Source organism: Candidatus Nomurabacteria bacterium, assembly GCA_020631905.1.
Taxonomy (GTDB): domain Bacteria; phylum Patescibacteriota; class Saccharimonadia; order Saccharimonadales; family VXPC01; genus JACKGQ01.
The window spans coordinates 209028-233262 of sequence record JACKGQ010000001.1 but is presented as its reverse complement, the minus strand read 5'-3'; the positions used below and the strand labels follow the sequence as shown (position 1 = coordinate 233262).

Below are 24235 nucleotides of genomic sequence, written 5' to 3'. Positions count from 1 at the left end.
AAAAATAGAAGAGTGAGATGGAAAGCTTTGCTTTCTTGAAAATATTAGTAAAGATTTAATGCTTTGCTTTCCTTAAAACTAGCCCCTAAGGCCTTCGGCCTATATACTACTTTTCTATGAGTCTGATTAACCAACGCGTCTTGATGTCCGATGCCAACTACTTTAACGACGGATTCGCGATCAACTCGCATATGGATGCCTCCAAGCCTGTCGATCTAGCCAGAGCCCAAGCCGAACATGCCGAAATCAAAAGTTTGTTCGAGCAAGCTGGTATAGAGGTTATTCAAGTACCCGCACCACCTACTAGCCAAGACGGGGTTTATACGGCCAACTGGGCGCTGGTAATTGGCGATAAGGCAGTCATGAGTAATTTGCCAGAGCAACGCGCCTCAGAAGAGCCCTATGCGCTCGAAACGCTGCAAAAGCTTGGTTTCGAGACAGTTAAATTGCCAGATGATCTCCACTTTAGTGGCCAGGGCGATGCCCTACCCTGCGGTAACTACATTTTTGTTGGTAGTCAGTACCGCACCAGCCCCGAGGTGCACGACATGCTCGGACGCGAATTTGGTAAAACTGTTATCGGTGTGCAAGCTATTCCAGAGCTAGGTGCCGACAACCAACCGGTCATCAATCCGGTCACCGGCTGGCCAGATAGCTTCTTTTACGATCTCGATCTTGCGCTTGCGGTCATCGACGACCACACCATCGCGTATTGCCCGGATGCCTTGCTGCCCGAAAGCCAAGCCAAAATCCGTGCACTAACAGATATTGATAAAATCGAGGTTAGCTTCGACGAAGCTAAAACTGGTTTCGCGTGCAACCTAGTTAGTACAGGAAAAACCGTAATTATGAGCAATCACGCTCATAATCTGGCAAGTGAGTTACGTGATAGAGGTTACAACGTGCTTAGTCCGAACGTAACCGAGCTAGTTAAGGGCGGTGGTTTTATCCGCTGTGTTAGTCTGACTCTTTAACTTCGTCAAAAGTTTTAAATTTCTAGTAAAACCTTTGGTGAAGTGACAATGTGTGTTGATTGCCCCGGGCAGGAGAGGTATTGCGCTCTTAGCAAGTAGACAAATGCCTACTTGTCGCACCTCTCCCACCCTTGGCTTAAGCCCTGGCCTGGCGGCTACTGCTTGTTCCCCTTGCCCCGCTTCCCCTTGGGGTTGCGGGCCTTCGGGCGGACGTCGTCACGCGGACCGGCACCCCGCCGGCTGGCGGAGCTGTGCGGCCGGTGACCCTGGTGGGTCACACTGGGGTCGAGCCCCATGTGCCGCAAGGCGGGGTTGTCGGGCAGAACGCTGTTCCACTCCCTGTAGGCGTGGAGATGCGCCCAGAGAACATCGAGGTTCTCGAAGCACTCGGCCGGTGCCGGGCCGCGCTGGTCCACGAAGTCGGCGTAAGCCTCTTCCTGGCGCACTCGCGCCAGGATCTGCAGGGCCTTGTCCAGGCTGACCTGGCGCTTCTCGAGGCCCGGCAAGAGCCTCTCCTGCGCGAACTGCAGCTGGTGCTGAAGCTCTTGACCGATCGCCGGCATGCCGGCGTCGATGTCGGCGCGGACCCGCCCGTAGAGGTGCTCGCTCTGTGGGTGCTCGCGCACCGCGGCCAGCTGGGCCTCCACCTTGCGGTAGAAGCCCTCGAGGGCGTTGATCTTGCCTTCGGCCACGCGGATGGCCCAGCAGATGGAATTCGCGTTGTTGGCGTCCTGCCTGCTGCCGATCCCGTGGATGGTTGCGATGTCCAGGATGACCCTGGCATCGCCAATCACCACTTCGTAGAACTTGTGGCTGGTGATGGCACCAACCTGCTGGAGCAGGTTGTCGGTGCTGACGGTCGAGTCGGTCATGGTCATGGTCATGGCTGTAGTAGTTCCAATCAATTTCCCGGGTAGAAGTAAGCCGCCTGTTGGCTTTCCGGGGGTCTGTGTTAAAACCACTTAAACACACACCTCCGGAAAACCGCGGCTTTTTTTTCACACATTGTCAAAAATTCATGACCACTCTCATGATCAATAACACTATTATACACTACTTATGCTTATTTTACAATACTATTTTATAGTCTTAAGAAGTTTGCGGGTGGTGCCGATCTCGTCCCATGGGTGCTCTTCCCATGGGTTATCGGGGTCTTTAGTACCGCCACTACCGACAGCTCGCTCGATGGTCTTCTCGTGGCCCTTGCCTAGCAAAATGACTGTATCGCCCTTTTTGGCCTGCATGAGGGCAAGCTCGATCGCCTGGGTGCGGTTATGTACCAAAAATAGATCTTGATCACGAACCTTGCCCGACTCCTCGGCCCCGTGAGCAATCTGATTCATAATCTCGGTACCGTCGATATCGCGGTCGTCCTCTTCGGTCACCACGACCAAATCGGCATATTTGCCGGCTAGTCGGCCTTGAATGGCTCGCTTGGATTCGTCGCGCCGGCCAGCGCTACCAAACAAAGCAATTAGTCTGCCCTTGACCACTGGTCGCAAATCTTTGAATAACTTCTCGAAACTATCTGGTGTGTGGGCAAAATCGACAATTACGTCAAAACTTTGGCCTTCGTCGACCCTAGTCATTCGGCCTTCGACGTTGTCGAGATTGGCGATGCCTGCCTCGATCTGCTTGGCCTCGAGGCCCAAGGCCACGCCCACACTCGCCGCGGCCAAACTGTTGGCCACATTAAAACTGCCTGGTAAATTGCACTTGAGCTTAAGTTTGACTCCCTTGATCTCGGTTTCGTAGGTACTACCGCGCGGGGTTAGCTTGAGCTTGCGCGGCGCCGCGACAGCACCTGTTGCTTTAGGATCTAGCGTATAAGCCAGGACATTTTCAATCGCATCGGCAAAAACAGCGGCGTTTTCGTCGTCGGCGTTAACTATTCCAATCCGGTGCCCGTGCTTATTCCGATTGGCCAATTTAAACAGCTTGAGTTTAGCCCCCAGATAGGCGCCAAAAGTACCATGGTAATCGAGATGCTCGTGGGTGACGTTGGTCATTACCGCAATATCGAACGGCACACCCATGGTGCGGAACTGAGCCAAGGCGTGGCTGGTGACTTCTAATACTAAGATGTCCATGCCCTCGGCTTTCATCTTTTCTATCCGCTCCAGCAGCAGACCAATCGGCTGGCTAGTCATGTGGTGAATTTGCGGCTGAATATTCTTACCCACTCCGTAAGCCACCGTGGTCATTAGGCCAGCTTTGTAGCCCGCTGCCAGTAGCATGCTATGGATTAAATAACAGGTGCTGGTTTTACCATTGGTACCGGTTACACCAATTACCTTGAGCCGGCGGGCCGGAAACCCGTGCTTGATGTTTTGGGCGACGGCGTTCGCATAGTGTTTCGGCAAAACCACTTTGTTATAAAGCCCACCACGTAGCGCCTTCTCGGCTAGTTGTTTGACCGCCTTCTTCATACCTAAATTATACCACTAACCGGTTCGGTTTGTCTGAGGTGTTATAATCTGGGCTGATGAAAATATTAGGGATCGAATCGAGTTGTGACGAAACCGCCGCGGCGGTTATCGAAGATGGCCAGCGGGTGCAGAGCAGTGCGGTGCTTAGCCAGATCGACATTCACGCTCGTTACGGTGGTGTGGTGCCCGAAATTGCCGCCCGCAGCCACCTAGAAGCAATCAATCCGATTATTCAGACCGCTCTCGACGAGGCTGCTTGCAGCTGGGACGATATCGACGCAATTGCGGTCACTTACGGGGCTGGCTTATCTGGTAGCTTGTTGATTGGCACCTTGGCGGCTCGGGTATTAGCAATCGTTAAAAACAAACCCTTACAAGCCTGCAACCACGTGGTTGGCCATGTGTTTGCCAACTTCTTAACTGAAGGACCCGAAGATATTCGTAACAGCGGGATATCTGTGAGTGCTGGTGGTGATTTCTTGGCGAGCAGCGGAATAAGGCGCACACAATCAGGTGCGGTGAGTGAGCAGCGCAGTCAAAAATCGACACCCAGCGCCACAGTATATCCTGCGAAGAAGCCAGAGTTTCCGATGTTAGCTCTGATAGTTAGTGGCAAACATAGCCAACTGGCCTACTTCGAGAGCGAGTTCGACTATCGTTTACTTGGCGAAGCCCAAGACGATGCTATCGGCGAGGCCTTCGACAAGATCGCCAAAATCCTCGGTCTAGCCTACCCTGGTGGCCCAAGCATCGCCAAAACTGCCTTAAACGGTAATCCCCAAGCCTACCCTTTACCTACCCCACAAGTCGAGGGCTACAACTTTAGCTTTTCTGGGCTCAAAACAGCCGTTTTACGGCTTGCTCAGGGGCTAGCCGGTGGCGACTACCGGATGCCTAGCTTCGAGGTGGCTAAAGGCCTGTCTGAAGCTCAAATTGCTAATATCGCCGCTAGCTTTCAGTTTAAAGCAGTTAAGATTGTCGTCGACAAAACTGTTCAAGCTTACAACGAATTCTTGCCCAAGTCTGTGGTTATTGCCGGTGGTGTAGCCGCCAGTCAAGAGTTACGTCGCCAGCTGAGCGACCGCTTACCTATCGAGGTTAGCTATGCCCCACCCGAACTGTGCACCGACAACGGCGCGATGATCGGCTGCCTGGGTTGTTATCAGGCCTTGGCCGGCCAAACCCCAGCCGACCCCTATACCCTAGCCATCGACCCTTCTCTCAAGATGTAATCGACATATTCTTAAGATAATGATATAATAATGCGAGTTCGAGTGAGCTAGTTCTTTAGACAAGGAGTTGCAATGACCTTTATGGCAATTTTGTTGGCAAGCATACTGTCGTCTAGTTTCGACGGCCCCTGGTGGGTAAAAGTACTCGTTTACGTGGCCGTCCTCGGCGTGAGGTACATGTACCTACCCAGTTTCAGCGTCATGGCGCTCACGTGCGGCGAGCGGATGTGCTGGCTGGATCGCGGCGACAAGCGCATCAAAACTCCCCCGACCACTCAAACTTAATTAGCCCCGTAACCCTCTGATCGAGAGCCCTAGAGCCCTCTCAGGGGCTCGGGGTTTTCTCGTTATTTCTAAAAGCTTATGTTATAATTCATACGTAAACAAAAACGTGGTTATAGAAAATGTCTGCACACTCACGCATTAGAGCGATTTTGAGTGTGTTAAAATGTTTCACGTGAAACATTTTCTACCCCTGTTATCACGTAATCTAATACCTCTCAGTCACAATAATCCAGCATCTCTCCAGAACAGATTAGCAAACTGTGGTTAGTAAAGTATGGTGGCGAGGACTGTTTGAGGGCTAGTTTACTAGCCTGAGTTCCGCGGCTACCAGATTTTACTAAGCTCGGGTTGATAGTCCTCTTGTTCTGGAGTGGCTAGAAGACTTTTTTGCTTCTGTTTTTGGTCTATTCAAAAATAGAAGAATGAGATTTAATGTTTTACTTTCAAAAGAGGATACATCTAATTACTTCTGTTATAATTGCCCTGTTATGGATTTACCAAAAGCATACATCCCCGCCGAGTTCGAAGCCGATATTTACGCACTCTGGGAAGGCGAGCACGCCTTTACCCCGAAAAAAGCACCAGCAAAAGATAGCTTCTCGATGACTTTGCCACCACCGAACGCCAATGCCAACTTGCACATGGGCCATGCACTCGACTTCCAGCTTAAAGATACCATCGGTCGCTACCAAAGAATGCAAGGCAAACAGGTGTTAATGCTGCCAGGAGCCGATCACGCCGGTTTCGAAACCTGGTACGTCTACGAAAAAAAACTCGAAGAGCAGGGTAAAAGTCGTTTCGATTTTAGTCGCGAAGAACTCTACCGACAGGTCTGGGACTTCGTCGAACAAAACCGCGGCAACATGGAAAACCAGATCCGAGCCTTTGGGATTAGCTGCGACTGGAGTCGCAGTACTTTTACGCTCGACGATAAAATCATCAACCGCGCCTACGAGACCTTCAAAAAAATGTGGCAAGATAGGCTCATTTACAGAGGCGAAAGGCTTGTTAATTACTGCACTAAACACGGCACATCGTTCTCGGACATCGAGGTCGCTTACGAAGATCGCACCACGCCACTGTACTACATGAAGTACGGTCCATTTACATTAGCCACCACCCGCCCAGAGACTAAGTTTGGCGACACCGCTGTAGCCGTACACCCCGAAGACGAGCGCTACAAAGACTTAGTCGGCAAAGAGATCGAGGTCGAGGGGCTAAACGGGCCCTTTAAGCTAACTGTGGTGGCCGACGAAATGGTCGACCGCGAATTTGGTACCGGGGCAGTCAAGATTACCCCCGCTCATGACTTTAACGACTGGGAAGTTGCCCAGCGCCATAATCTGCCAGCCAAAACTGTTATAAACCTCGATGGTACGATGAACGAACTAGCCGGTAAGTTTGCCGGCATGAGCGTACTCGAAGCCCGCAAAGCAGTAGTCAAAGCCCTAGAAGAGAAGGGGCTGCTGGTAAAAGTCGACGAGAAATATCAAAACCGGGTTGGTACCTGTTATAAGTGTGGCACAGTTATTGAGCCGCTGCTCCTAGAACAATGGTTCGTAAGCATGAAACCACTTGCCGAAGAGGCTATTAAACACCTCAAAAAGGGCGAGATTAGCCTATACCCAAAGAAAAAGTTAGCCGAAATCATCGCTTATCTATCGGATATCAAAGATTGGAATATTAGCCGCCAAATTGCTTGGGGTATCCCGATACCAGTTTTTCAGAATACCGAAGATCCCGACGACTGGATTTTCGATACCCGCGTCGAACAATCAACCATAGAGGTAAAAGGTCGAACATACCGGCGCGATCCAGATGTTTTTGACACTTGGTGGAGTAGCGGCCAGTGGCCATATGCAACCCTAGAATACCCCAGTGCCGATTCGAGCCAATTTTATCCAACCAGTCTAATGGAAACAGGAAGTGATCTGTTAAGGCAATGGGTGAGTCGAATGATTGTGCTTGGTTATTACGTTACCAAACAGCCACCATTTAAGCAGATCTACTTTCACGGGATGATTGTCGACGAAAACGGCGCCAAGATGAGCAAGAGTAAAGGCAACGTGGTTAACCCGATGGACACCCTCGAAGAATATGGCTCCGATGCCCTACGCCTTGGGCTAATCAACGGCACAACAGCAGGTAATAATCAGCCGTATTCGGTAGCCAAGATTGTTGGTGGCCGTAACTTCTGTAATAAGCTCTGGAATATTGCCCGTTTTAGCCAAACTATCGTGGCAAATGTTAAGCCTAGCTGCGCACCCAAAACACCAGCCGACCACTGGATTGTGGGTCAACTGAACCAAACTATTGCGACCGCCCATAAACACATGCAGGCTTACCGGGTAGGCGAGGCCTACGACGCAATCTATAGTTTTGTCTGGAACGATTTTGCCGATTGGTATATCGAAGCGAGCAAGACTAGCAGTAATCCAGCCTTGCTCGGCTACATCTTAGAAGCTTGCTTAAAGTTAGCTCACCCGTTTGCACCATTTGTTACCGAGGCCATCTGGCAAACCTTGCACCAGGCAGATAATCAGTTATTAATGCTAAAAACCTGGCCAGAACCGCATAAAATTGAACCAAAGCTCGCAAGTGAATTTGCCGAAGTTAAAGCCATCATTGGTGAATGCCGTCAGATAATCTCGACCTTAAAGGCTAATAACGTGACCCTGTATTATAAGAACTCCCAGATTTTGAACGATAACGCACAAAATATTGGCAAACTTGCCAAACTTAACGGAGTCGTAATGGTCGAGGAAGGCAAAGGACTTAATCTGACCCAGACCAATATTGAGGCTTGGCTAGATATCGATAGTCAAACAGCCCGCAACTACGCCAGAAAACTCGAAGAACAGCTCAAGCAAGTCCAGGATACACTCGAAAAGCTCAGGGGCAGGTTAGCAAATAAGGCTTACTTAAAGAACGCCCCCAAGACAGTTGTTCAGCAGACAAAAGATCAGCTGGCCGAACTTGAATCGAACGCCACTAAAATGCAATCCGAAATCGACCGCTATAGTATTTAGGCGAGAAGTTAAGAGAATGAGGTTGTGGGTTCGCGATTCAGAGGTCTAAACACAATCAAATCTAAAGCTAATTATATGCAAATGTATACATTTCTGTTATAGTATAGTTATCTTACTACTTATTGATGTGAGATGTAATTTTTAATAATATGGCTTTTTACTAGTGGCTGAGTAATTGTAGGCAGAAGAGTAGTCCCACAGGAGGGTGGACTCCTGTTTTGTCTACGAAACACTCAGCTTGCTCAAGCAGTACGTAGTCAAAACCAACACAACACAACGAAAGGTTAGGTGATCCGGATGCGTCGTGCTCTGGTGATCGTGGCGACCGCAATGGTCGCGACCCTGGGGATGCTTGCACCCCCAGGCAGTCCGGCAAATGCTGCCGGTTACTGCGATGTGCCGATATATGCCGGTAATGATTCGGTCTCGACGACCGATGAAGGCCTGACTCGGGCAGTCTCAGATCTCGAAGCGCAAGATGTCGCGGTTCATGCCGTGGTCATCAACAGCGTCTCGGGGCAGAGCCACGAGCAGTGGCTCAAGTCGGCTCTCGCAGAGTGCCCGTCGTGGTATGACGCCTCGACCGACACCGGTTTGGCACCACGTCAGCTGATCATCGTGATCGCAATGGATGACCGGATCGTCGACACCTACGTCGGAACCGGTTTGACGGTGCGGATCACGCAACAGAAGGAGGCGGATGTTCGCAACAATGTCATTCGCGATAACCTCGCGGCTGGCAATGGCGTGACGTTTGCGCTCAAGGAGGGCATGAAGGCCTACACCGAATTGTTGACGGCACCGCTGACACAACCCAATACGAATACGGGTGGCGGCGTAGCAAGCAACCAGACGACCAGCACGCAGAACAAGCCGGTAGACGTACCCTGGGGAGTGTTCCTCTGGGTGCTGGCTGGTATCGTGTTCTTCGTACTGCTGTTCTTTGGAATCACGGGACTCAGTGGTTACCTCGAAGAGCGTCGTCGCCGGCGCCAGAAGTATGAGATGGCGAAGAGCTCGGCCGAAGCAGTGGTTGCACGAGCAACCGCCGTAAGCGGGCAAATCATCCTCGAGGGCAACTACGAAACGATGCTGAATCGTGTGACTGCTTCGGTCGCCTTGGGTAATGAGAGCGAAACGCGCTCATTTCTCAACACGAAGCAGATGCTCGGACAGCGACTGGCGGCAATCTCACAGCAACATCTGACACTCACGAGGACTCCCAACCCCACAACCACGTTGGGCTGGGAGAAGCTCGAGTCCGACGCCAAGAAGTTCGAGGCAGACGTAGACTCGTTCAACGCCGTATACGACGAATTTGTCAAAGCGGTAGCGAAGTATTCGGAGCTGATCACGACCAGTAGTGAACGGGGCGCCAAGGCGCGCCAATGCCACGCTGCTATTGCACTGGCGCTTGCCAATCTGCGTGAGCAAGGTTGGAAGACGGGGCACTTCGACGCTGATGTTGCCAAGCTCGAAAAGTTGCTTCTCTCTTCGGAGGGTTGCCTTGTCGATGCTCGTTTCAAGGCTGGCCAAGAACTACTCGATCAGTTCGCCGCTGAGGCGGAGGCGCTCGAGGCCGAAGTTGAGGCGTTGCCCACCCTGGGTAGCACGTTGCTCGCGACCACGGCGACGCTCGACGAGCGTCTCAAGGGTTTGCGTGCAGTACAGGCCCAGGCAGAGGCCCTCTACGGCCAGATGCTGGACGAGTTCGGACTTGCCAGCTTGGTCAGCATTGAGAACTTCGGTTCCGAGGCCGACGCCTTGTTGGATGAGTGTGAGGTCGACATCCCGGCGATCAGAGTACTCGCGAGCAGGGCAGTCCAGGACTACATCGGTGCGCAGAAATCCATCGATGAGGTTGACACGATGCTCACTCAGGCGGAAGCTCTCTACCATGAGGTTTCTGGTCTGAACGGACAGCTCAAGCGCATGCGAAGCAAGACCGGCACGCTGGTCGAGGATGCACGACGCAGGTGTGAGCGGGCAATTCGATTCTGCAACGACCATCGTAAAGACGTTGGCACCGACGAACTCGAGGCCCTGAGACAGATTGGTGCGCAGATTGCGGACATCCGTTTGCACCTGGGGACCCAGAAGCACCCGGAATACCTGAGCATTGTCGATCAGCTCGAGAAGCTCATCGACTCGATTTCCCAAGAGCAGGATGAAGCCAGTGAAGAGTACGAATCCGCGGAAGCGGAGCGTGCGCGGCTGGCAGACGCCGAACGTGAAGCTCGTGAAGCCGAGAAGGATCTGGGTAAGTACATCCAGGACCACAAGGGCGACATCAAGAGCAAGCGTCTGAGGGACCTCGAGCAACTGAGCTCCGATCATCACATCGGCTCAGAACTGAGCGTGGCTGAGCGGATCGTCTTGTGGCAGTTGTACGAGCAGGCGCTCGAGGGGCTGCACAAGAAGTGTAAGGGTGACGTGAGCGCCGCTGTCGAAGCGCGTCGACCGAGCTATTCGAGTCGTTCGAGCTTCGGCACAGGTGGCTTTTCCACCGGTGGCTCACGTACATCGTTCGGTTCCAGCGGTTTCTCGACTGGAGGCGGGCGTTCGAGCTTCAGCTCCTTCGGGGGCGGAAGTCACCATACCGGGGGAGGACGCTCTGGCTGGTAAGAAGCAAGGTGCGACGGTCACCTAGATATGCCGTTACAAGCCCCGGGGATTCGTCCCCGGGGCTTCAACATTTATTGACTTTGCATAGCCGAGTTGACACGAAAAAAACTTAGAGGTATCTTAATTAGCAATGACAACACGAACACTCGGCCTCAGCCTCGTGATTCTCGCTTAAGCGAAGTGTGTTGTTAGTTTAGAAAAAGATCTGTAAATAAACCGGCACATTCGCTTAAACACCGAAAGCCGGTTTTTTCGTATTTTTACAACCTGGATATATCAATCTTGACACTCTAAGTTTAGTCGGTTGCTTAGTTCTGTGTTTCATCCAGGAACACAGAAGAAGAGCAACCAGGGGAGGCTACCGGTGGCCAGAACAGAAAAAATTGGGCAAATCAGCGCCTCCAAGCGCCGTGAAGCCCTCAAGTTCATCCGAAGCACCAAGCAGTTCACATCTTTCGACAGCGCTATCGAAGCATTGGCGAGAGCCATGGGCTGGGGGCACGGAGCTGCTTACGCCGCACTCGAGTCGCTGGGTGTTGTAGTGAGCGCTGGCCGCAAGGGCTACTCGCTGCACATCGTCCGCAGTCAAACTGCTCAACCAGCAGCTGCCTGAGGGCATAAGCCGGGCAAGGTATCTTGATACGTGCGATCCACCGCTTTCAAGATAGTGATGAACGGGCGCCGTAACATGGCTAGCCTAGTAGACTTTCATCACCCTGCTAGAGAAATTAACTCGAGCAGGCCTTTTGCCACTCCCGTAAATACTTTTCAGATGGGGTCGAGCGGTCTCTAGCCGCTCCCCCTAAAACCAGTCTTGATAATTTGAGTGTTTATTATATAATAAAAACCATCCCTCAAGGTGGGGGATCTGGGCAATGCCCAGCGACCCGAAAGGGCAGGGTTATGCCCGTTTGTTTGACAATCAGCTATGAGCGTTGGGCAATTGGTAATGTCGCAGGACTAGCCAACAACCTGTTTGATCGGGGCGCAGCCTTGGTCGCCGATGCAACGGCTGGCATCGAGGGTATTCCAGCGTTGAGGCAGTATGAAGTCGGCGTTGTGATGGCAGAAGTGGTCCGCGCTTCGGGTATGCCCGATGTCTGGGTGGTGCTCGAGTTGGGTCACGACATCTACGCCAACTACGCAGATCAGATCGCCCGAAAACTCGAAGCGCTGGCACGTATCATGAACAAGGTTGAACCGCCATCCAAACCACTGCGCATTTCGGTGGAAGTTCGGCTGGTCAACTGGCGGGGTAGCGAAATCGACCCGCTTGGCAAGGTGACTCGCTGGGGAATCCGTGAGGTTTCGCGTACGGAAATTGCCATTGGTGGCTATGCGCTGAGTCGAGCCTTCACCCCACCCAAAAGTGATTAACCCCGTCCCCTCGATCGAGGAACCCCGAGTTCCTCTCGCAGGGCTCGGGGTTTTCTCGTTATATACACCCTTGGTCCTACCGCGGACATAGATAATAGACTGAGGGGGTAGACATATTTTGTAATTATGTTATGATAATGTACTCTTGTGAGCTACTAGAGGTAGATGGGCATACAGCTGGTATCTCGCAAGAGCTGTGTTAACAGAGAATCGCAACAGGCGGTTCGGCACAACGGTGAGAGAAGGTGTGTGATGCACGCATTCAGCAGTCCACGTCCGTCGACTACCGCCAGCACCAGGCGTAATTGGTGGTTCCTGGTTGGTCTGTGCGGTCTGATGATTGTCGCAGCCAACTTGGTCGGGGGTATTGTCATCGCCAAGCACATTGCAGGTACTCCCGAATGGATGATCATTTTGGCGAGCGTCATGCCTGCCGGCATGGCCCTGCTGGGGCTGATCGTGGTGATTAGCCCGCAAGAGAAGCTCTGGCTGGGGGTGTGGCTATCGCTGTGGGGAACCGCTGGCTCACTCTGGGTCTCAAGGCTTGCCTGGCCGACCGAATACTGGCCGAGCCAAGACGCCCGCGAGATCGCCTTCGGCATCGTCGGTATCTGCTGGCTGGTGTTCCTACTTGTGCTTGCACTGGGGGTGTATGTCCGCCGACACCCCAACTAACCCCGTCCCCTCGATCGAGGAACCCCGAGTTCCTCTCGCAGGGCTCGGGGTTTTCTCGTTTCTAAATAATGATCGGGTCTGACAAAAACTGATTAGCAAAAGTGGTAGTAGCTAGCATGTTGTCGAGGACTGTTTGCAGCTGGCAGCATACCAGCAAGTTCCGCAAGACAACAGGTTAACTGCTAGTGCTTTTGCTAGTTATGTTTTTGGTATTACCCGAGAGGTTTTGTCTTACTTTTGCCCGCCAAAAGTAAGAATGAAAACTAAAGCTTTGCTTTAGAAACTATTAAAATTGTAAATTGTCTGGAGTAACTTCGTTATAACTGGTTGGCTCGAGCTTATCAAACAACTTACTCTCACGCATATAGCGGCCGTCGTAGCTAAGCTTTAAGCCATGCACTGCTTGGTTGCGAATCTCGACCAAATCGACCTCGGCACCGTCGTAACTGCGCCAGAAGTGATAATGAGTTAGATCGCCCCGGTAATGAGCATTTTTCATGCGCTCGGCAATCACAAAGTTTTGGAACAGAGCCTGGGTGTCGCTGCGCTCTTCGAGCGGAGTAAAATCTTCCAAAATGGCGTTACGTACACCCACATCCCAAAAATAGACCTTGTAAGACCGCCGTAGGCTGCTGTCGCTGCGCGAATAGGGCATAAGTGGGAAAACTATAAAACTTTTGGCGAGCAGGTCGATATAACGATCGATCGTCCGCCTATCAATACTCAACTTGAGACTGATTTCGTTGATCGACAATGTTTCGCCGATACTCTGAGCAAGAAAGCGAAGCAGCGCAACCAAGTCGCCGCTAGCCCGAGCACCGGTTACATCGAGCACATCGCGGTAGAGGCTGCTGCGTGCCAGTTCGAGGATTGCATCACGTTTATCAATCTCATCGCATGCATTAACCACCTCTGGGTAGAGACCATAAGTCAGTAACTCGGGTAAACGACTACGCAGAGCCTCACCATACAACTCGAGTTCGTTGGTACTGAGCGGATATAACTCAAAAACTCGTTTGCGGCCAGTCAGTGGCTCACTGGTTTTGTCGACCAAACCAATTGTCGAACTGCCAGTTAGAATTATCTGTTTTTGGTCGCCATATTTGTCGACTAGGGCTTTGACAATATCGCCAATTCGGTTAACCTTATGAGCTTCGTCAAGCAAGATACAGGTGTAGGGCTCGATCAGAGCCTCAATCTCGCTGGCAGGCATTTTGGTTAAACGCTGAGTTTCGAAGTCATCGCCAGTTATGCTGAAGACCTGTTCGGCGGGGTAGTCGGCGATTAGTTGGTTGGTCAGGGTGGTCTTGCCAACCTGACGCGCCCCGACCAAGATAATTACCTTACCTTTATTTAAACGTTGCCGAATAGAGTCGGTGATTTGACGATTTATCATCTAGCCAGATAGTAACACAAAAATGCTTATTTTTATACATCTAGGCTCAAAAATCGGCATAATGTAGCCATCCTATTGTGCTATATATGCAGATGTTATATAAGCGGAAGCTCGAATGGATAGCTCCACTGCGCTTGCGAGCTACCCGATGATGTTCAATGTAGCCGATGGCTACTATCCGTGGCGCGGCGGGATCTACGATCCGGTCACATACCTGGTAGTGGCAGTCAGTGGTGGTACCGAGCTCGAAGACGTGTTCCTGGCCCAGATCGTGATGGCTTTCTGCGACCTTGTACTTAACCGTGCGGGCGAGATGGCGATTGCGGCAGCCCGGGCGCGTGCGGAAGCTCCTGATGCCAGTCCCGAAGATCGCTTCACGCAGACAGACGACGGCGTCAACGCTGTCAACTAGCCCCGTCCCCTCGATCGAGGAACCCCGAGTTCCTCTCGCAGGGCTCGGGGTTTTCTCGTTTATTGATAGGAGATAGATCTTAGAACTCGGATATTAGATGTCTGTCGGTCTTGTATATCCAGCATCACCCAAACTCGAGATTAGCAAGCTTGTAGTTCTTAAGTATGGTAACGAGGACTGTATGCAGCTGGCTTTGCCAGCAAGTTCCGCAAGTTACCAGATTTAAGAGCTGTAAGCTTGATAGTCTGGATGTTTGGGTGGCTGGGAAGACTTTTTTTGCTTCTGTTTTTGGTCTCTTCAAAAATAGAAGAGTGAGATGGAAAGCTTTGCTTTCTTGAAAATATTAGTAAAGATTTCTAAAACTCTAGAGCAGTTCGGATTCGATTGGCCGATTCGGCTGGCCGAAAGTCATCGAACCACAAACCTCGCCAACCAAAGCGTTCGGCGGCAATAAGATTGGTGCGTGAATCATCGATAAATAATATCGACTCGGGTGGCACGCCAGCTCGGTTGGTGGCGATATCGTAAATTTTAATTTCGGGCTTTATAACTCCTACGCGCGACGAGTCGACCACAGTCACATTGTCGAGTTTAGGCAGTATTCCACGGGTTTGCATGTCTTCTATAAAACCTGGGAAAATATTGCTCAGCAAACCCACTTGGTAATGCTCCTTAGCCCATTCAAAACATGCTTGGGCTTCTTCGATAGGTTGAACGGTGCTCATATAAAAATGTTGCCAGTCGATCTGGCTTACGCCCAGAGCTTTAGCTAATTCTTGATTAAACTGCTCGACGGACATTTCGCCACGGCAAACTTGATCGTTAAAGCGCCACGAGATTGACTCGACTTGTTCTGGGCTGGCTCCAGTTTGAATAGCGATTTTCGAAAATGCTTGATGATAGAAGTTAACCATTACGCCATTAATATCGAAATAGACAAACTGTATGCCAGACTTCGATACCTTATAGCTACGTTCATCTGAAAGTTGAGCCAGTTGTTTGCCACCTAGCAGCGCCTCGACCGATGTGCCGGTGGCCTCAGCTATAGCCGCGACTGTAAACACACTTGGCGTTCTAATCGCACCCCGTTCGATCTTGGCGAGAGTCGAATAAGACAAATCGGCAGCTGCACACAAATCTTGCTGGGTCATGCCACGCGCCCTCCTGGCATCACCAATAGCCCTACCGAGTGCCTTGCTCCCACCTTCTTCCATTCAATTATTCTAGCACGATAAGGCTAGTTGTTTGCTATTATTAACTTATGCATTTTCTGAAAAAACTTGGTCTGTGGTTGTCACTACTGTTATTCAGCCTGGGGTTAAGCATTTTCACCTTTAGTTTTATCGTCAACCAGACGTTTGGCAGGGTCGATGTACTTAAGAGTTGGCTAGCAGACTCAAATACATATCAGAATTTTCTCGATGTAGCCAGCAAGCAAATAAAACTCGATGATGAGCAACCCAAAGACAATCAGGAACAACACAAAAGTTTAGTCAACAATGAGCAGCTTAAAACAGCCGTACTCAAAGCTTTTACCGCTAAAAGTGCCCAAACGTGGGTCGAGTCGGTGCTCGATGGAATTTATGCTTGGCTAGAGGGTAGTGCCGAGCAACCGAGCTTCACCATCGATTATTCAAACGAGGTTTCTGCGTTCATCGACTCAATGGTTGACCAGGTCGAAGTCAGCTACAATGCTTTGCCAGAATGCAACACCGCTTCGGCCCGTCAACAGAGCCAGCAAAATCCAATCGAAGCAATCTGCAAGGCCGATGCTCTACCGACTGATGAAATTAAGCAGAATCTCAACGACGACCTATTGGGTGAGGGTGGCGTTTTCGAGAAAACAACTTTCACTCAAGACGACCTAAAGATTGATAAACAAGCCAGTTTCTTCTCGTTTAACTCTAGCGATGAAAAAACTAACCCAACCGAGGCTGCCGCCAAAAAAGCCCGTGAGGTCGTGTTTTATAAACACCCGACTTTCTCTAAGATACCAAGCTACTACCAGCAGGCTAAGAAAGTGTTTTGGTTGGGGTTAATAATATCGTTTGTTGGGGCCGTCCTGGCAATATTCTTGGCAGATAGCCGCAAAAAAGGCACGCGCAAGCTGGGCTGGCGACTTGTTACTAGCTCAATTATTAGTATTCTGGGCGGTATTATCTTGCTGTTCGGGGCAAAGATTTTTACTGGTGCCGTGAGCAGTAAAGATGCCATCGAAGTCCAAGACATCGCCTTACCGTTTGTTAACGAAATGCTTAAAGACATTATTGTCTTAAGTGCCATTATAGCCACCGTGTTGCTCGCCGTAGGTGTGACGATTATTATTTTGACCAAAGACAAAACAGCTGCTAAAGCTCCTCAAAGACTTAGCGGATCGCCTCAACCCGCTAAAAAGTAGCCGACTTGTCACTGCGCGTACCAAAGCGGTGTATACTATAAGTATGAAAAATTTAAAGATTATCACAGCCTTCTTTGCAATTGCTACAGCCGTACTATTGGCTATGTGGGTGCTAGGAATTATTAGTAACGAATCTACCAAAGACGCAGTCGTAAAAGTTGCCGCAGTTTCTGGCATTATCGCTGCTTTGTCGGCAATATTGCAGTTACTTGGTAGCGGTGGACAGAAGCGCTGATTAGCTAGCAGCTAGACTCACTACTTGTTGGTCGAGGTGGCGCCTATTTGTAGCCCTCGGCCTGAACTTCGAACATCTCTTTGTAGAGACCGTCGTGCTTGAGTAGCTCGTCGTGCGAGCCGTATTCGGTAATTCTGCCATTTTCCATCACAATAATACTATCCGCTTTACGAACTGTGCTAAAGCGGTGGCTAACAATAAGGGTTGTTTTGTCGGCATGAGATTTATAAATGTTGTTAAAGATGGCGTACTCTGCCTTGGCATCTATTGCGCTAGTTGGTTCGTCTAGAATCATAATGTCACCGTTGCGGAGCAAAGCACGGGCCACACCTAGGCGCTGTTTTTGTCCGCCCGACAGGTTCGTGCCGTCGTCGAAAGAGGGATCGAGCCGCGAATCTAAGCCGTGTGGCAGTTTTTGGATGAAATCGGTGGCGTTTACTAGATCTGTAGTTTTATAAATTGCTTGAGTTGTGGGTTCTCGATCTAAGCCCATAACCAAGTTCTCTCTGACCGACATGTGCTGAACCATCAGAAACTCTTGGCTTAGATTACTAATCGCCGCGTAGTAGCTCTTAAGTTTGACTTCGCGAATATCAACGCCGTTGACATGTATACTGCCAGACGTCGGCAGATATTGCCGTAATAACAGTTTAATTAAAGTGCTTTTACCGGCTCCATTTTCTCCAACTACAGCTAGCTTGCTGCCGGGGACTATTAAAAAAGATACGTCGTCTAAAACCTTGGTTGTACTACCCGGATAAGCAAAGCTGACATGCCGAAACTCAACTGTTAAAGGCGACTTAACAGTAGTGTTCCCGTCGGGTATAGCCGGCAGAGTCTCATAAACCTCACTAAAGTTATGAAGATTTATCGTTAACTGGTGCAGCCGCTGAATCGAGTTCGCAGTTTGAATGGCCCCGCTGCTAGCCTGGCTCAACATTCCGCGTAAAAACATGAACCGATCTAGCCCAATGGTGTTGGCAAGCAATAATTTAAAGAAGTAGATATTCGCCCCGAAGCTAATTATGGGCTGCACAGAGTCGACTGCAGCATCGAATTTCGCAATTTTCTTATCGTTTTCGTAGAGCGCACTTTGGTATTTCTTGGTATTGACTTTCCAGGAACTAATCATATTTTTGAAGGCGTTCATCAGCCTAATTTCTGGCATATAGTTTGGGTCGATTAGCATCCAACGGCTACGAAAAGCCACTCGGTCAATTGGCTCAATTTTTTTATACACTTCTTCGCGTTGTTTATTCTGGCGGATCTGTAAAATGGCAATAGGTATAACCGTGAGGAGAATTATTACCCCAACAACCGGTGATACCAACAAGATAGCTAGCATTGACCCCACAAAACCAATCATTGCCGACGTAGTCCAGGATACTTCGTTGAGTATTCTCCAAACCTGATTTAGGCTATCCCTGGCTCGGTCTAGTTTGGTGTTGAACTCCTGATTGTCAAACTGTTCCTGGCTCAGTTCGTACATTTTTAGGAAAAACTGTTCGTTTAAGACTAAATCGATCTTCTGTTCGTAGCGTGTGCTTGCTAAACGATTAAGATTAGCGATCGTCATAAAAACTAATTCATCTGCCAAGGTTATGGCCAGCCAAAAATAAACTTGGTTTGGGCTTGCACCCTGAAGTGCCGCCTGACTGACACCTGCTAACAATTTAGCTAAAACATAAGCAGTAAATAGCGGTCGGACACCGATCAGTAGGCTGTAAATTGTATTCCAGATTATTAAAAGGCGCGACGTTCGCCACTGTAGTTTTAAGATCCATATTAACGAACTTAGATATTTATGTTTCACTGTGGTTTTATTATACGCCTCGGTTATGCCTAAAGACCGATAAAATCCGGTTTGGCAGAGTTTCCACACATCAAAAAAACGACCATTGGTTTGGTCGTTTTTCTTGGCGGAGAGGGTGGGATTTGAACCCACGGTACCGTTGCCGGCACGCTGGTTTTCAAGACCAGTTCCTTAAACCACTCGGACACCTCTCCGTGTAGGTGTGTATGCTTGATTGCTCAACTCGCGATTAATAAAAGAACAGGGGTGATTTTAACAGCTTGCGGCAACTATTTCAAACTAGTGTACAATGTAAGCGTGAGCGATAATCAACAGGGGATACGCTGGACGGCGTCGGAGTTTGTAGAACACCAAAAGACATTTATGTGGTACGTGGGCTGTGTGCTCTTTGGGGCAGCGATTGCTTGCGGGGCCTACTTACTTACTGGAGACCTTATTACACCTGTTTCGATTGGTATGGTTGCCGTAATACTCGCAATCTATGCTGGAGTTAAGCCAAAAGAAGAAGAATATTCTATAGATGCAAACGGCATCCAGATAGGCAAGAATAGCTACGCCTATACCGCATTTCGATCTTTTTCGGTAGTAGTTGAAGGCAATATCGAGGCCCTTTACCTTAAGCCCAATAAACGTTTTGCCGTCCCGGTTAGCTTATATTTTCCACCTGATCAGGGTGATAAAATCGTCGATTTTATCGGAAACTTCGTTCCTTATGAAAAAAGTGAGCTGTCTGGTGTCGACAAGCTTATGTCTCGACTTAAGTTCTAGATTGAATATTAACCTATAAGGTGCTAAAATCACCCCTGTTCTTTACCATTAAAACTATTAATGGGGTCCCCGCAAAAGCAGCTTTTGTGGGTAAATGAGCAGGCATGGTTGGTTTACCGACCATCACACCGCGAGTAAGTACCCGTAGCTCAGCTGGATAGAGCGTTGGTTTGCGGTACCAGAGGCCGCAGGTTCAAATCCTGCCGGGTACACCAGTATAAAATAAGTTGAGAGATTGAACCTCAGCGTTTTACAATAAGGTTAGTATTCCAGACGGATGGACTCCGCTGCTAGAAGCACCGCGCGTCTATGATGAACTCACAGACCCTCTGGGTCTCCTCGGGTTCAAATCCTGCCGGGTACACCAGTTCAAATACAGCCCAAATCATTAAACCAAGAAAACTTGTTTTCTGTTTAAGGATTTGAGAGGAGGCGACTAGGTAAGCTTGCTAGAAGTGCCGAAGAGATTCATTCTCGTCGGTGGTTCGGCAAGATTGCCTTCACACGCCGACGAGGAGAGGTACCCAAGTGGCTGAAGGGGCGGCTTTGCTAAAGCTGTAGGTCGGCGAAAGTTGGCGCGAGGGTTCGAATCCCTCTCTCTCCGCCAGGAGAAGAGCAACCAGGTTTATCCTGGTTGTTTTTCTTCTCGTGAAGAAAAAGGATGCGAGCCTGTAGAGTTCAGAATTATGTCACAATCTATTGATTTGACAGAATATAGCGTATGGTAAAAGTATCTTTTACCATACTAGCGCTTATCCCTCTCTCTCCGCCATAAATAATGCCAACCATTTGGTGGGTTTTATTTATGGCAAAAGAAAGCTGTGGATAAGAACCCCCTCGCGAGTGGTGCGGATATTCGAGCGGTTAGCGAGAATATATTTTAAAGCCGAGAACGCCGTCTAAAAATATAGAGTTTACGCCTGAAGATATAATCCATCTCCCACTTAAGCTTTTGCAAAAACAGCTGCGTAGACATGCTCTACACCTGCTCGCTTGAGCTCACGAGCGCACTCCGAAAGGCTCGCACCAGTAGTTTTAACATCGTCAATTATGAGCACTTTACTGGGAGTTGTTTTTACTGCAAACCGAAAAGCACCTTTCATCTGCTCGAGTCTATCTTGTCGAGCGCTACCAACTTGAACAAGGTTAGATTTGCGCTCTAGCAGTCGCTGGAAGGGCAGTTTACGCATCTCGGCTAGGTGTTTAGCGATGCGTTCGGTGTGGTCGAAACCCCTTTGTCGTACGTGTCGATAAACCGTTGGAACATTTGTAACTACAAAGTCAGGCATATGGGCGGGCAGGGTTTCGTCTAGAAGCTCGGCCAGCAGCCTATGGGCAGCTACGGCTCGATTAAACTTAGCCGTGTGCACAATCTGTTGAGCGAGCTTGTTGTAAGGGTAGCTAACATACACTGCATCGCATTTTTGCACTCGTTTACAGGAGCTACAGGTCAGACTACCAGATTCGAGCGAGCCACAAACTATGCAGGCCGGCGGGACTGTCGACATATCTTGGCGACAAGTAGCACAGAGTAGATCCGGCTCCAGACCGCAAGCAAGGCAAGAGTGTGGTGCAAATAACGACATTAGCCTGTCGTATAGGTCTAACATCGTAACCTCACAGCAGGGTTGTTGTAATCAAAGTGTTGTAAGAATGTTGCCGGGAGTTGCTTATTGGTGTTCACTCCAGATATAATACCTTAAACACAAAAACTCTCACGCTTTCAAAACAGGAAGCTTTGTCGTTGATTAATAATTTCTGGAGGGATAAAGTGGCAAAAAAAGACGATGATATGTTTGTAGAAGATGAACTAACCGCAGCATTTTTGGGAGATGACGATTTTGGTGCAGTCGAGGACCAAATGGCCGCTCAAGCACCTGCCGACGATTGGGCAGACGACACCGAAGAAGCCGCTGAGCTGCCAGGGCAACTAGCCTTAGATGTCTACGAGACTCGCGAAAAGCTAGTCGTAAAATGCCGAGTCGCTGGCGTAAACAAAGAAGATTTGGATGTTAGTATTGCCGACAATACCCTAACCATCCGAGGCTCGTTGAGCGCTGGGGTAGAGGAAGACGTCGAAAACTATTTTGTGCAAGAATGCTATTGGGGTGAGTTTGCCCGCAGCATCACACTACCAGCACCAGTCAAAGAAGATGAGATTCAGGCCGTACTTAAAGACGGAGTCTTGACAGTTAACTTCACCAAGGTCCAACAAGACACAGTCAAAAAGATTGCCATTGAATAGTAGATTTAGACAGCCAAAAAAGCCTCCCATGTGGGAGGCTTTTTAAATTGGAGTCTAAAGCTTAACCGGCAGTATTTACATTGTTGACAACGAATCGAACAATAATCTGAGCTAGTAGCACAACCACGAGTCCAACAATCGCGTAGATGATCGTGTTTTTAGCGCCAGATACACCGCCACTATCACCACCAGATACTACATACTTGAAGCCGGCGATAATAATCATGATAACCGACACTACACCTACAACCCAAGAAAAGATTGTGATCACGCTTCGGACCAAGTTATTGATGGATGTATCTTCGGTTGTTGATGCATCACAAGTCGCACCACCAGTACCATCGAGTGCACTGGCGTCTAGATTTGCGCCTGCACAGGCGGCATTCGAACTGTCACCAGTCGTGTTGGTTGTAGCAGCACTGACCACAGCAGGTACCATTGGCAAAGCCATGGCCACAAATGCGATTAATGATAGTTTAATTTTTTGAATCATATATTTTATCCTTTTTTCATCTTATGCTTAATTTATATACCATAGAAGTCTAAATCGCAAGCTTTAGGTAATGTTGTTGAGGGCAAATCGGACGATCGTCTGCGCCAAAATAACTACAACCAATCCAACAACGGCGTAGATTATGCTGTTGCGGGCGCGGCCAACCTTACTGGCATCACCATTAGCAACGCTAATCTGAATACCCGAGACTACCATCATGATTACCGAAATCACTCCAGCCACCCACGAGAGTACCGTGAGCAGATTCTTAACAACACTCGTAAGTTTTGTGCCTCCGCCTTGGCCGGGCACCTGACTAGCGCCACCGATTACCGCATCTGTTTGCTCATCGGCAAAAGTTCGGTCAGGTCCAGCCGCCGCAACTAGAGTCAGGGCCATACCGAGTAGCCCGAAGATTAGCAAGCTACGTTTTATTATTGTGATCATTTTTGTTCCTCCTTAACCAGCGACTTTATTAACTACGAATATTATTATTGGGGCAGCGATCCCCGATATAACCACGCCTGTAAGCGCATAGATAATTGTATTCTTAGCGCTAGCGGTTTTCTGGGGGTCGCCGTTCGACAAATTATATTTTATACCAGCAACCACAATCATAATTACCGAGGCGATGCCGGTTGCAAAAGAAATTAGCGAAGCTACTCGCACAAATAAACTTGACGTACCAACAAGTGTAGTTTCGTCGGCCTGAAGACCAGTAAAGATATTGCCAAGCGTAAACTGCACTATCGAAGTACCAAGCAGAGCAATCACAATCCCGGCCAGTGCGTAGACGATACCATTCTTGGCCTGTTTGGTTTTTTGGGGGTCGCCATCGGACAGGGTATAGCGCAGACCCTGCAGGGTAATCATCAGTAAGCTTAAGCCTCCGAGCACACCAAATGTCAGGGTCAACACACCCTTTAGAGTCGAATCGTCAGGTAGAACCGCTGGCAGCCCAACCGGCTTGTCAATAATTTTTGCGAGTAGGTCCATCTATGCTCCTAACACCTTTACGGCAACAGTTATTAATATTGAGGATACCCCCGCGATAACCGCACCAATCAGTGAGTTAGTAATAGTCTTGCGGGCGTTATTGGCGCGGTCAGGAGCGCCGTCGCTGATTACATATTTAAACCCACCAACAATCACAAACGCTACGGCCAGAATACCAACTACTCGCGACAGGGCATCGATCACATTAAAAGCCACAATAATCAGCGGGTTAACAGATGTTCGACTGATATCGGTGTTCGAAAGCTTGTCGGTATCTAAGACTATCTCGCAGTTATTCGCCGTATCGACACTTAGGCCACGATACCAGGTAGGGATACCCAAAAAAGATCCGGCTACTTCGCAAGGGCCAGCCACATATGCAGAGTTGTCGACGCTAGGAATCTCACATTTACCGGTAGAACTATTGTATTCGCGACTACCGGTGCATACACACTCGGAGCCACTCATTGCTCCGCCAGAGCTCTCACAGTCGATCTGTGCTTGGGTGACGCAGCCGTCTACAGAGTCGAAGAAAAATCCACTCGGGCAAACGCACAAGGCACCAACATCCGTAAGGCTTATGGACGCCTCTGAATCGATTCTTTTGCAGTCGGCATCGTTTCGGGGCTGCGAGTTACAGGCAGTACCAGCGGTGTTCTCACCGTAGGGGCAAGCACAAGTTCCACCATCAACTGTTAGCCACTCTCCTCCCGAATTACGGCATACCGAAGGATTTTTTATCTCGGCAGACACTTTTGCCATCCCAAAACCAACATAACCAGAAAATACCGACACAAGAATCACCAGGCTTGGCAATATTGCTTGTATTTTTTTAGATGGGTTACTTAGCATT

The 24235-nt window shown here is 49.5% G+C and carries 22 protein-coding genes, 3 tRNA genes and 1 pseudogene; 14 read left to right on the top strand and 12 right to left on the bottom strand.

The annotated features are described in order from the left end of the window. Positions 1-116: 116 nt before the first annotated feature. Positions 117-974: an amidinotransferase gene (locus H6798_01250; GenBank protein ID MCB9821148.1), complete on the top strand. Its 858-nt coding sequence runs from the start codon at positions 117-119 to the stop codon at positions 972-974. A gap of 155 nt (positions 975-1129) precedes the next feature. Here H6798_01250 and H6798_01245 read toward each other — a convergent pair whose 3' ends face one another. Both H6798_01245 and H6798_01240 read right to left on the bottom strand, forming a co-directional pair. After that, positions 1130-1852: a hypothetical protein gene (locus H6798_01245; protein ID MCB9821147.1), complete on the bottom strand. Its 723-nt coding sequence runs from the start codon at positions 1850-1852 to the stop codon at positions 1130-1132. Between the two features lie 198 nt (positions 1853-2050). After that, positions 2051-3403 (bottom strand): UDP-N-acetylmuramoyl-L-alanyl-D-glutamate--2,6-diaminopimelate ligase, encoded by a 1353-nt coding sequence (locus tag H6798_01240; GenBank protein ID MCB9821146.1) that lies wholly within the window; start codon positions 3401-3403, stop codon positions 2051-2053. 56 nt (positions 3404-3459) lie between these two features. Between H6798_01240 and H6798_01235 the strand changes: the two genes are divergently transcribed. The 6 genes from H6798_01235 (at position 3460) to H6798_01210 (ending at position 12626) form a co-directional block, all read left to right on the top strand. Next, the gene (locus H6798_01235; GenBank protein ID MCB9821145.1) at positions 3460-4635 is read left to right on the top strand and encodes a tRNA (adenosine(37)-N6)-threonylcarbamoyltransferase complex transferase subunit TsaD; all 1176 of its coding nucleotides are present in this window, start codon (positions 3460-3462) and stop codon (positions 4633-4635) included. A 773-nt stretch (positions 4636-5408) separates the two neighbouring features. Further along, positions 5409-7949, top strand: coding sequence for a valine--tRNA ligase (locus H6798_01230; GenBank protein ID MCB9821144.1), 2541 nt, complete (start codon positions 5409-5411; stop codon positions 7947-7949). Positions 7950-8246: 297 nt separating this feature from the next. Next, positions 8247-10574: a hypothetical protein gene (locus H6798_01225; GenBank protein ID MCB9821143.1), complete on the top strand. Its 2328-nt coding sequence runs from the start codon at positions 8247-8249 to the stop codon at positions 10572-10574. A gap of 364 nt (positions 10575-10938) precedes the next feature. Then, positions 10939-11187 carry a hypothetical protein gene (locus tag H6798_01220; protein ID MCB9821142.1) on the top strand — a complete coding sequence of 83 codons (249 nt, stop codon included), beginning with the start codon at positions 10939-10941 and terminating at the stop codon, positions 11185-11187. Positions 11188-11477: 290 nt separating this feature from the next. Next, positions 11478-11951: a hypothetical protein gene (locus H6798_01215; protein ID MCB9821141.1), complete on the top strand. Its 474-nt coding sequence runs from the start codon at positions 11478-11480 to the stop codon at positions 11949-11951. 336 nt (positions 11952-12287) lie between these two features. Then, positions 12288-12626: a hypothetical protein gene (locus H6798_01210; GenBank protein MCB9821140.1), complete on the top strand. Its 339-nt coding sequence runs from the start codon at positions 12288-12290 to the stop codon at positions 12624-12626. A gap of 286 nt (positions 12627-12912) precedes the next feature. Here the strand turns inward: H6798_01210 and H6798_01205 are convergent, their stop codons facing one another. After that, positions 12913-14022 carry an ATP-binding protein gene (locus H6798_01205; GenBank protein MCB9821139.1) on the bottom strand — a complete coding sequence of 370 codons (1110 nt, stop codon included), beginning with the start codon at positions 14020-14022 and terminating at the stop codon, positions 12913-12915. Between the two features lie 115 nt (positions 14023-14137). Between H6798_01205 and H6798_01200 the strand changes: the two genes are divergently transcribed. Continuing rightward, on the top strand, positions 14138-14434 hold the full coding sequence (locus tag H6798_01200; GenBank protein MCB9821138.1) for a hypothetical protein: 297 nt from the start codon (positions 14138-14140) through the stop codon (positions 14432-14434). A 356-nt stretch (positions 14435-14790) separates the two neighbouring features. On the opposite strand, the gene H6798_01195 is transcribed toward H6798_01200, so the two are convergent. Continuing rightward, on the bottom strand, positions 14791-15348 hold the full coding sequence (locus H6798_01195) for an HAD-IA family hydrolase (protein MCB9821137.1): 558 nt from the start codon (positions 15346-15348) through the stop codon (positions 14791-14793). Positions 15349-15441: 93 nt separating this feature from the next. Continuing rightward, a pseudogene (locus H6798_01190) lies at positions 15442-15648 on the bottom strand (helix-turn-helix transcriptional regulator). 47 nt (positions 15649-15695) lie between these two features. On the opposite strand from H6798_01190, the gene H6798_01185 reads away from it, so the two are divergent. Beyond that, positions 15696-16832, top strand: a complete 1137-nt coding sequence (locus tag H6798_01185) for a hypothetical protein (GenBank protein ID MCB9821136.1) — start codon at positions 15696-15698, stop codon at positions 16830-16832. A 43-nt stretch (positions 16833-16875) separates the two neighbouring features. Beyond that, positions 16876-17067: a hypothetical protein gene (locus tag H6798_01180; protein MCB9821135.1), complete on the top strand. Its 192-nt coding sequence runs from the start codon at positions 16876-16878 to the stop codon at positions 17065-17067. A 43-nt stretch (positions 17068-17110) separates the two neighbouring features. Here H6798_01180 and H6798_01175 read toward each other — a convergent pair whose 3' ends face one another. Beyond that, positions 17111-18880: an ABC transporter ATP-binding protein gene (locus H6798_01175; GenBank protein MCB9821134.1), complete on the bottom strand. Its 1770-nt coding sequence runs from the start codon at positions 18878-18880 to the stop codon at positions 17111-17113. Positions 18881-18984: 104 nt separating this feature from the next. After that, positions 18985-19074: transfer RNA gene (locus H6798_01170), tRNA-Ser, on the bottom strand. A 103-nt stretch (positions 19075-19177) separates the two neighbouring features. Between H6798_01170 and H6798_01165 the strand changes: the two genes are divergently transcribed. The 3 genes from H6798_01165 to H6798_01155 all read left to right on the top strand — a co-directional run bounded on the left by H6798_01165 (position 19178) and on the right by H6798_01155 (position 20255). After that, positions 19178-19648, top strand: coding sequence for a hypothetical protein (locus H6798_01165; GenBank protein ID MCB9821133.1), 471 nt, complete (start codon positions 19178-19180; stop codon positions 19646-19648). A gap of 138 nt (positions 19649-19786) precedes the next feature. Next, positions 19787-19863 (top strand) — tRNA-Arg (locus H6798_01160). Between the two features lie 299 nt (positions 19864-20162). Then, positions 20163-20255, top strand: a tRNA-Ser gene (locus tag H6798_01155). Positions 20256-20592: 337 nt separating this feature from the next. On the opposite strand, the gene H6798_01150 is transcribed toward H6798_01155, so the two are convergent. Then, the gene (locus H6798_01150; GenBank protein ID MCB9821132.1) at positions 20593-21234 is read right to left on the bottom strand and encodes a ComF family protein; all 642 of its coding nucleotides are present in this window, start codon (positions 21232-21234) and stop codon (positions 20593-20595) included. Between the two features lie 206 nt (positions 21235-21440). On the opposite strand from H6798_01150, the gene H6798_01145 reads away from it, so the two are divergent. Further along, positions 21441-21893, top strand: a complete 453-nt coding sequence (locus H6798_01145) for an Hsp20/alpha crystallin family protein (protein ID MCB9821131.1) — start codon at positions 21441-21443, stop codon at positions 21891-21893. 61 nt (positions 21894-21954) lie between these two features. Here H6798_01145 and H6798_01140 read toward each other — a convergent pair whose 3' ends face one another. The 4 genes from H6798_01140 to H6798_01125 all read right to left on the bottom strand — a co-directional run bounded on the left by H6798_01140 (position 21955) and on the right by H6798_01125 (position 24234). Then, positions 21955-22386 (bottom strand): hypothetical protein, encoded by a 432-nt coding sequence (locus tag H6798_01140; protein MCB9821130.1) that lies wholly within the window; start codon positions 22384-22386, stop codon positions 21955-21957. A 63-nt stretch (positions 22387-22449) separates the two neighbouring features. Then, positions 22450-22833, bottom strand: a complete 384-nt coding sequence (locus tag H6798_01135; protein MCB9821129.1) for a hypothetical protein — start codon at positions 22831-22833, stop codon at positions 22450-22452. A gap of 12 nt (positions 22834-22845) precedes the next feature. Then, on the bottom strand, positions 22846-23382 hold the full coding sequence (locus tag H6798_01130) for a hypothetical protein (GenBank protein ID MCB9821128.1): 537 nt from the start codon (positions 23380-23382) through the stop codon (positions 22846-22848). Further along, positions 23383-24234: a hypothetical protein gene (locus H6798_01125; GenBank protein MCB9821127.1), complete on the bottom strand. Its 852-nt coding sequence runs from the start codon at positions 24232-24234 to the stop codon at positions 23383-23385. Between the last annotated feature and the right edge of the window lies 1 nt (position 24235).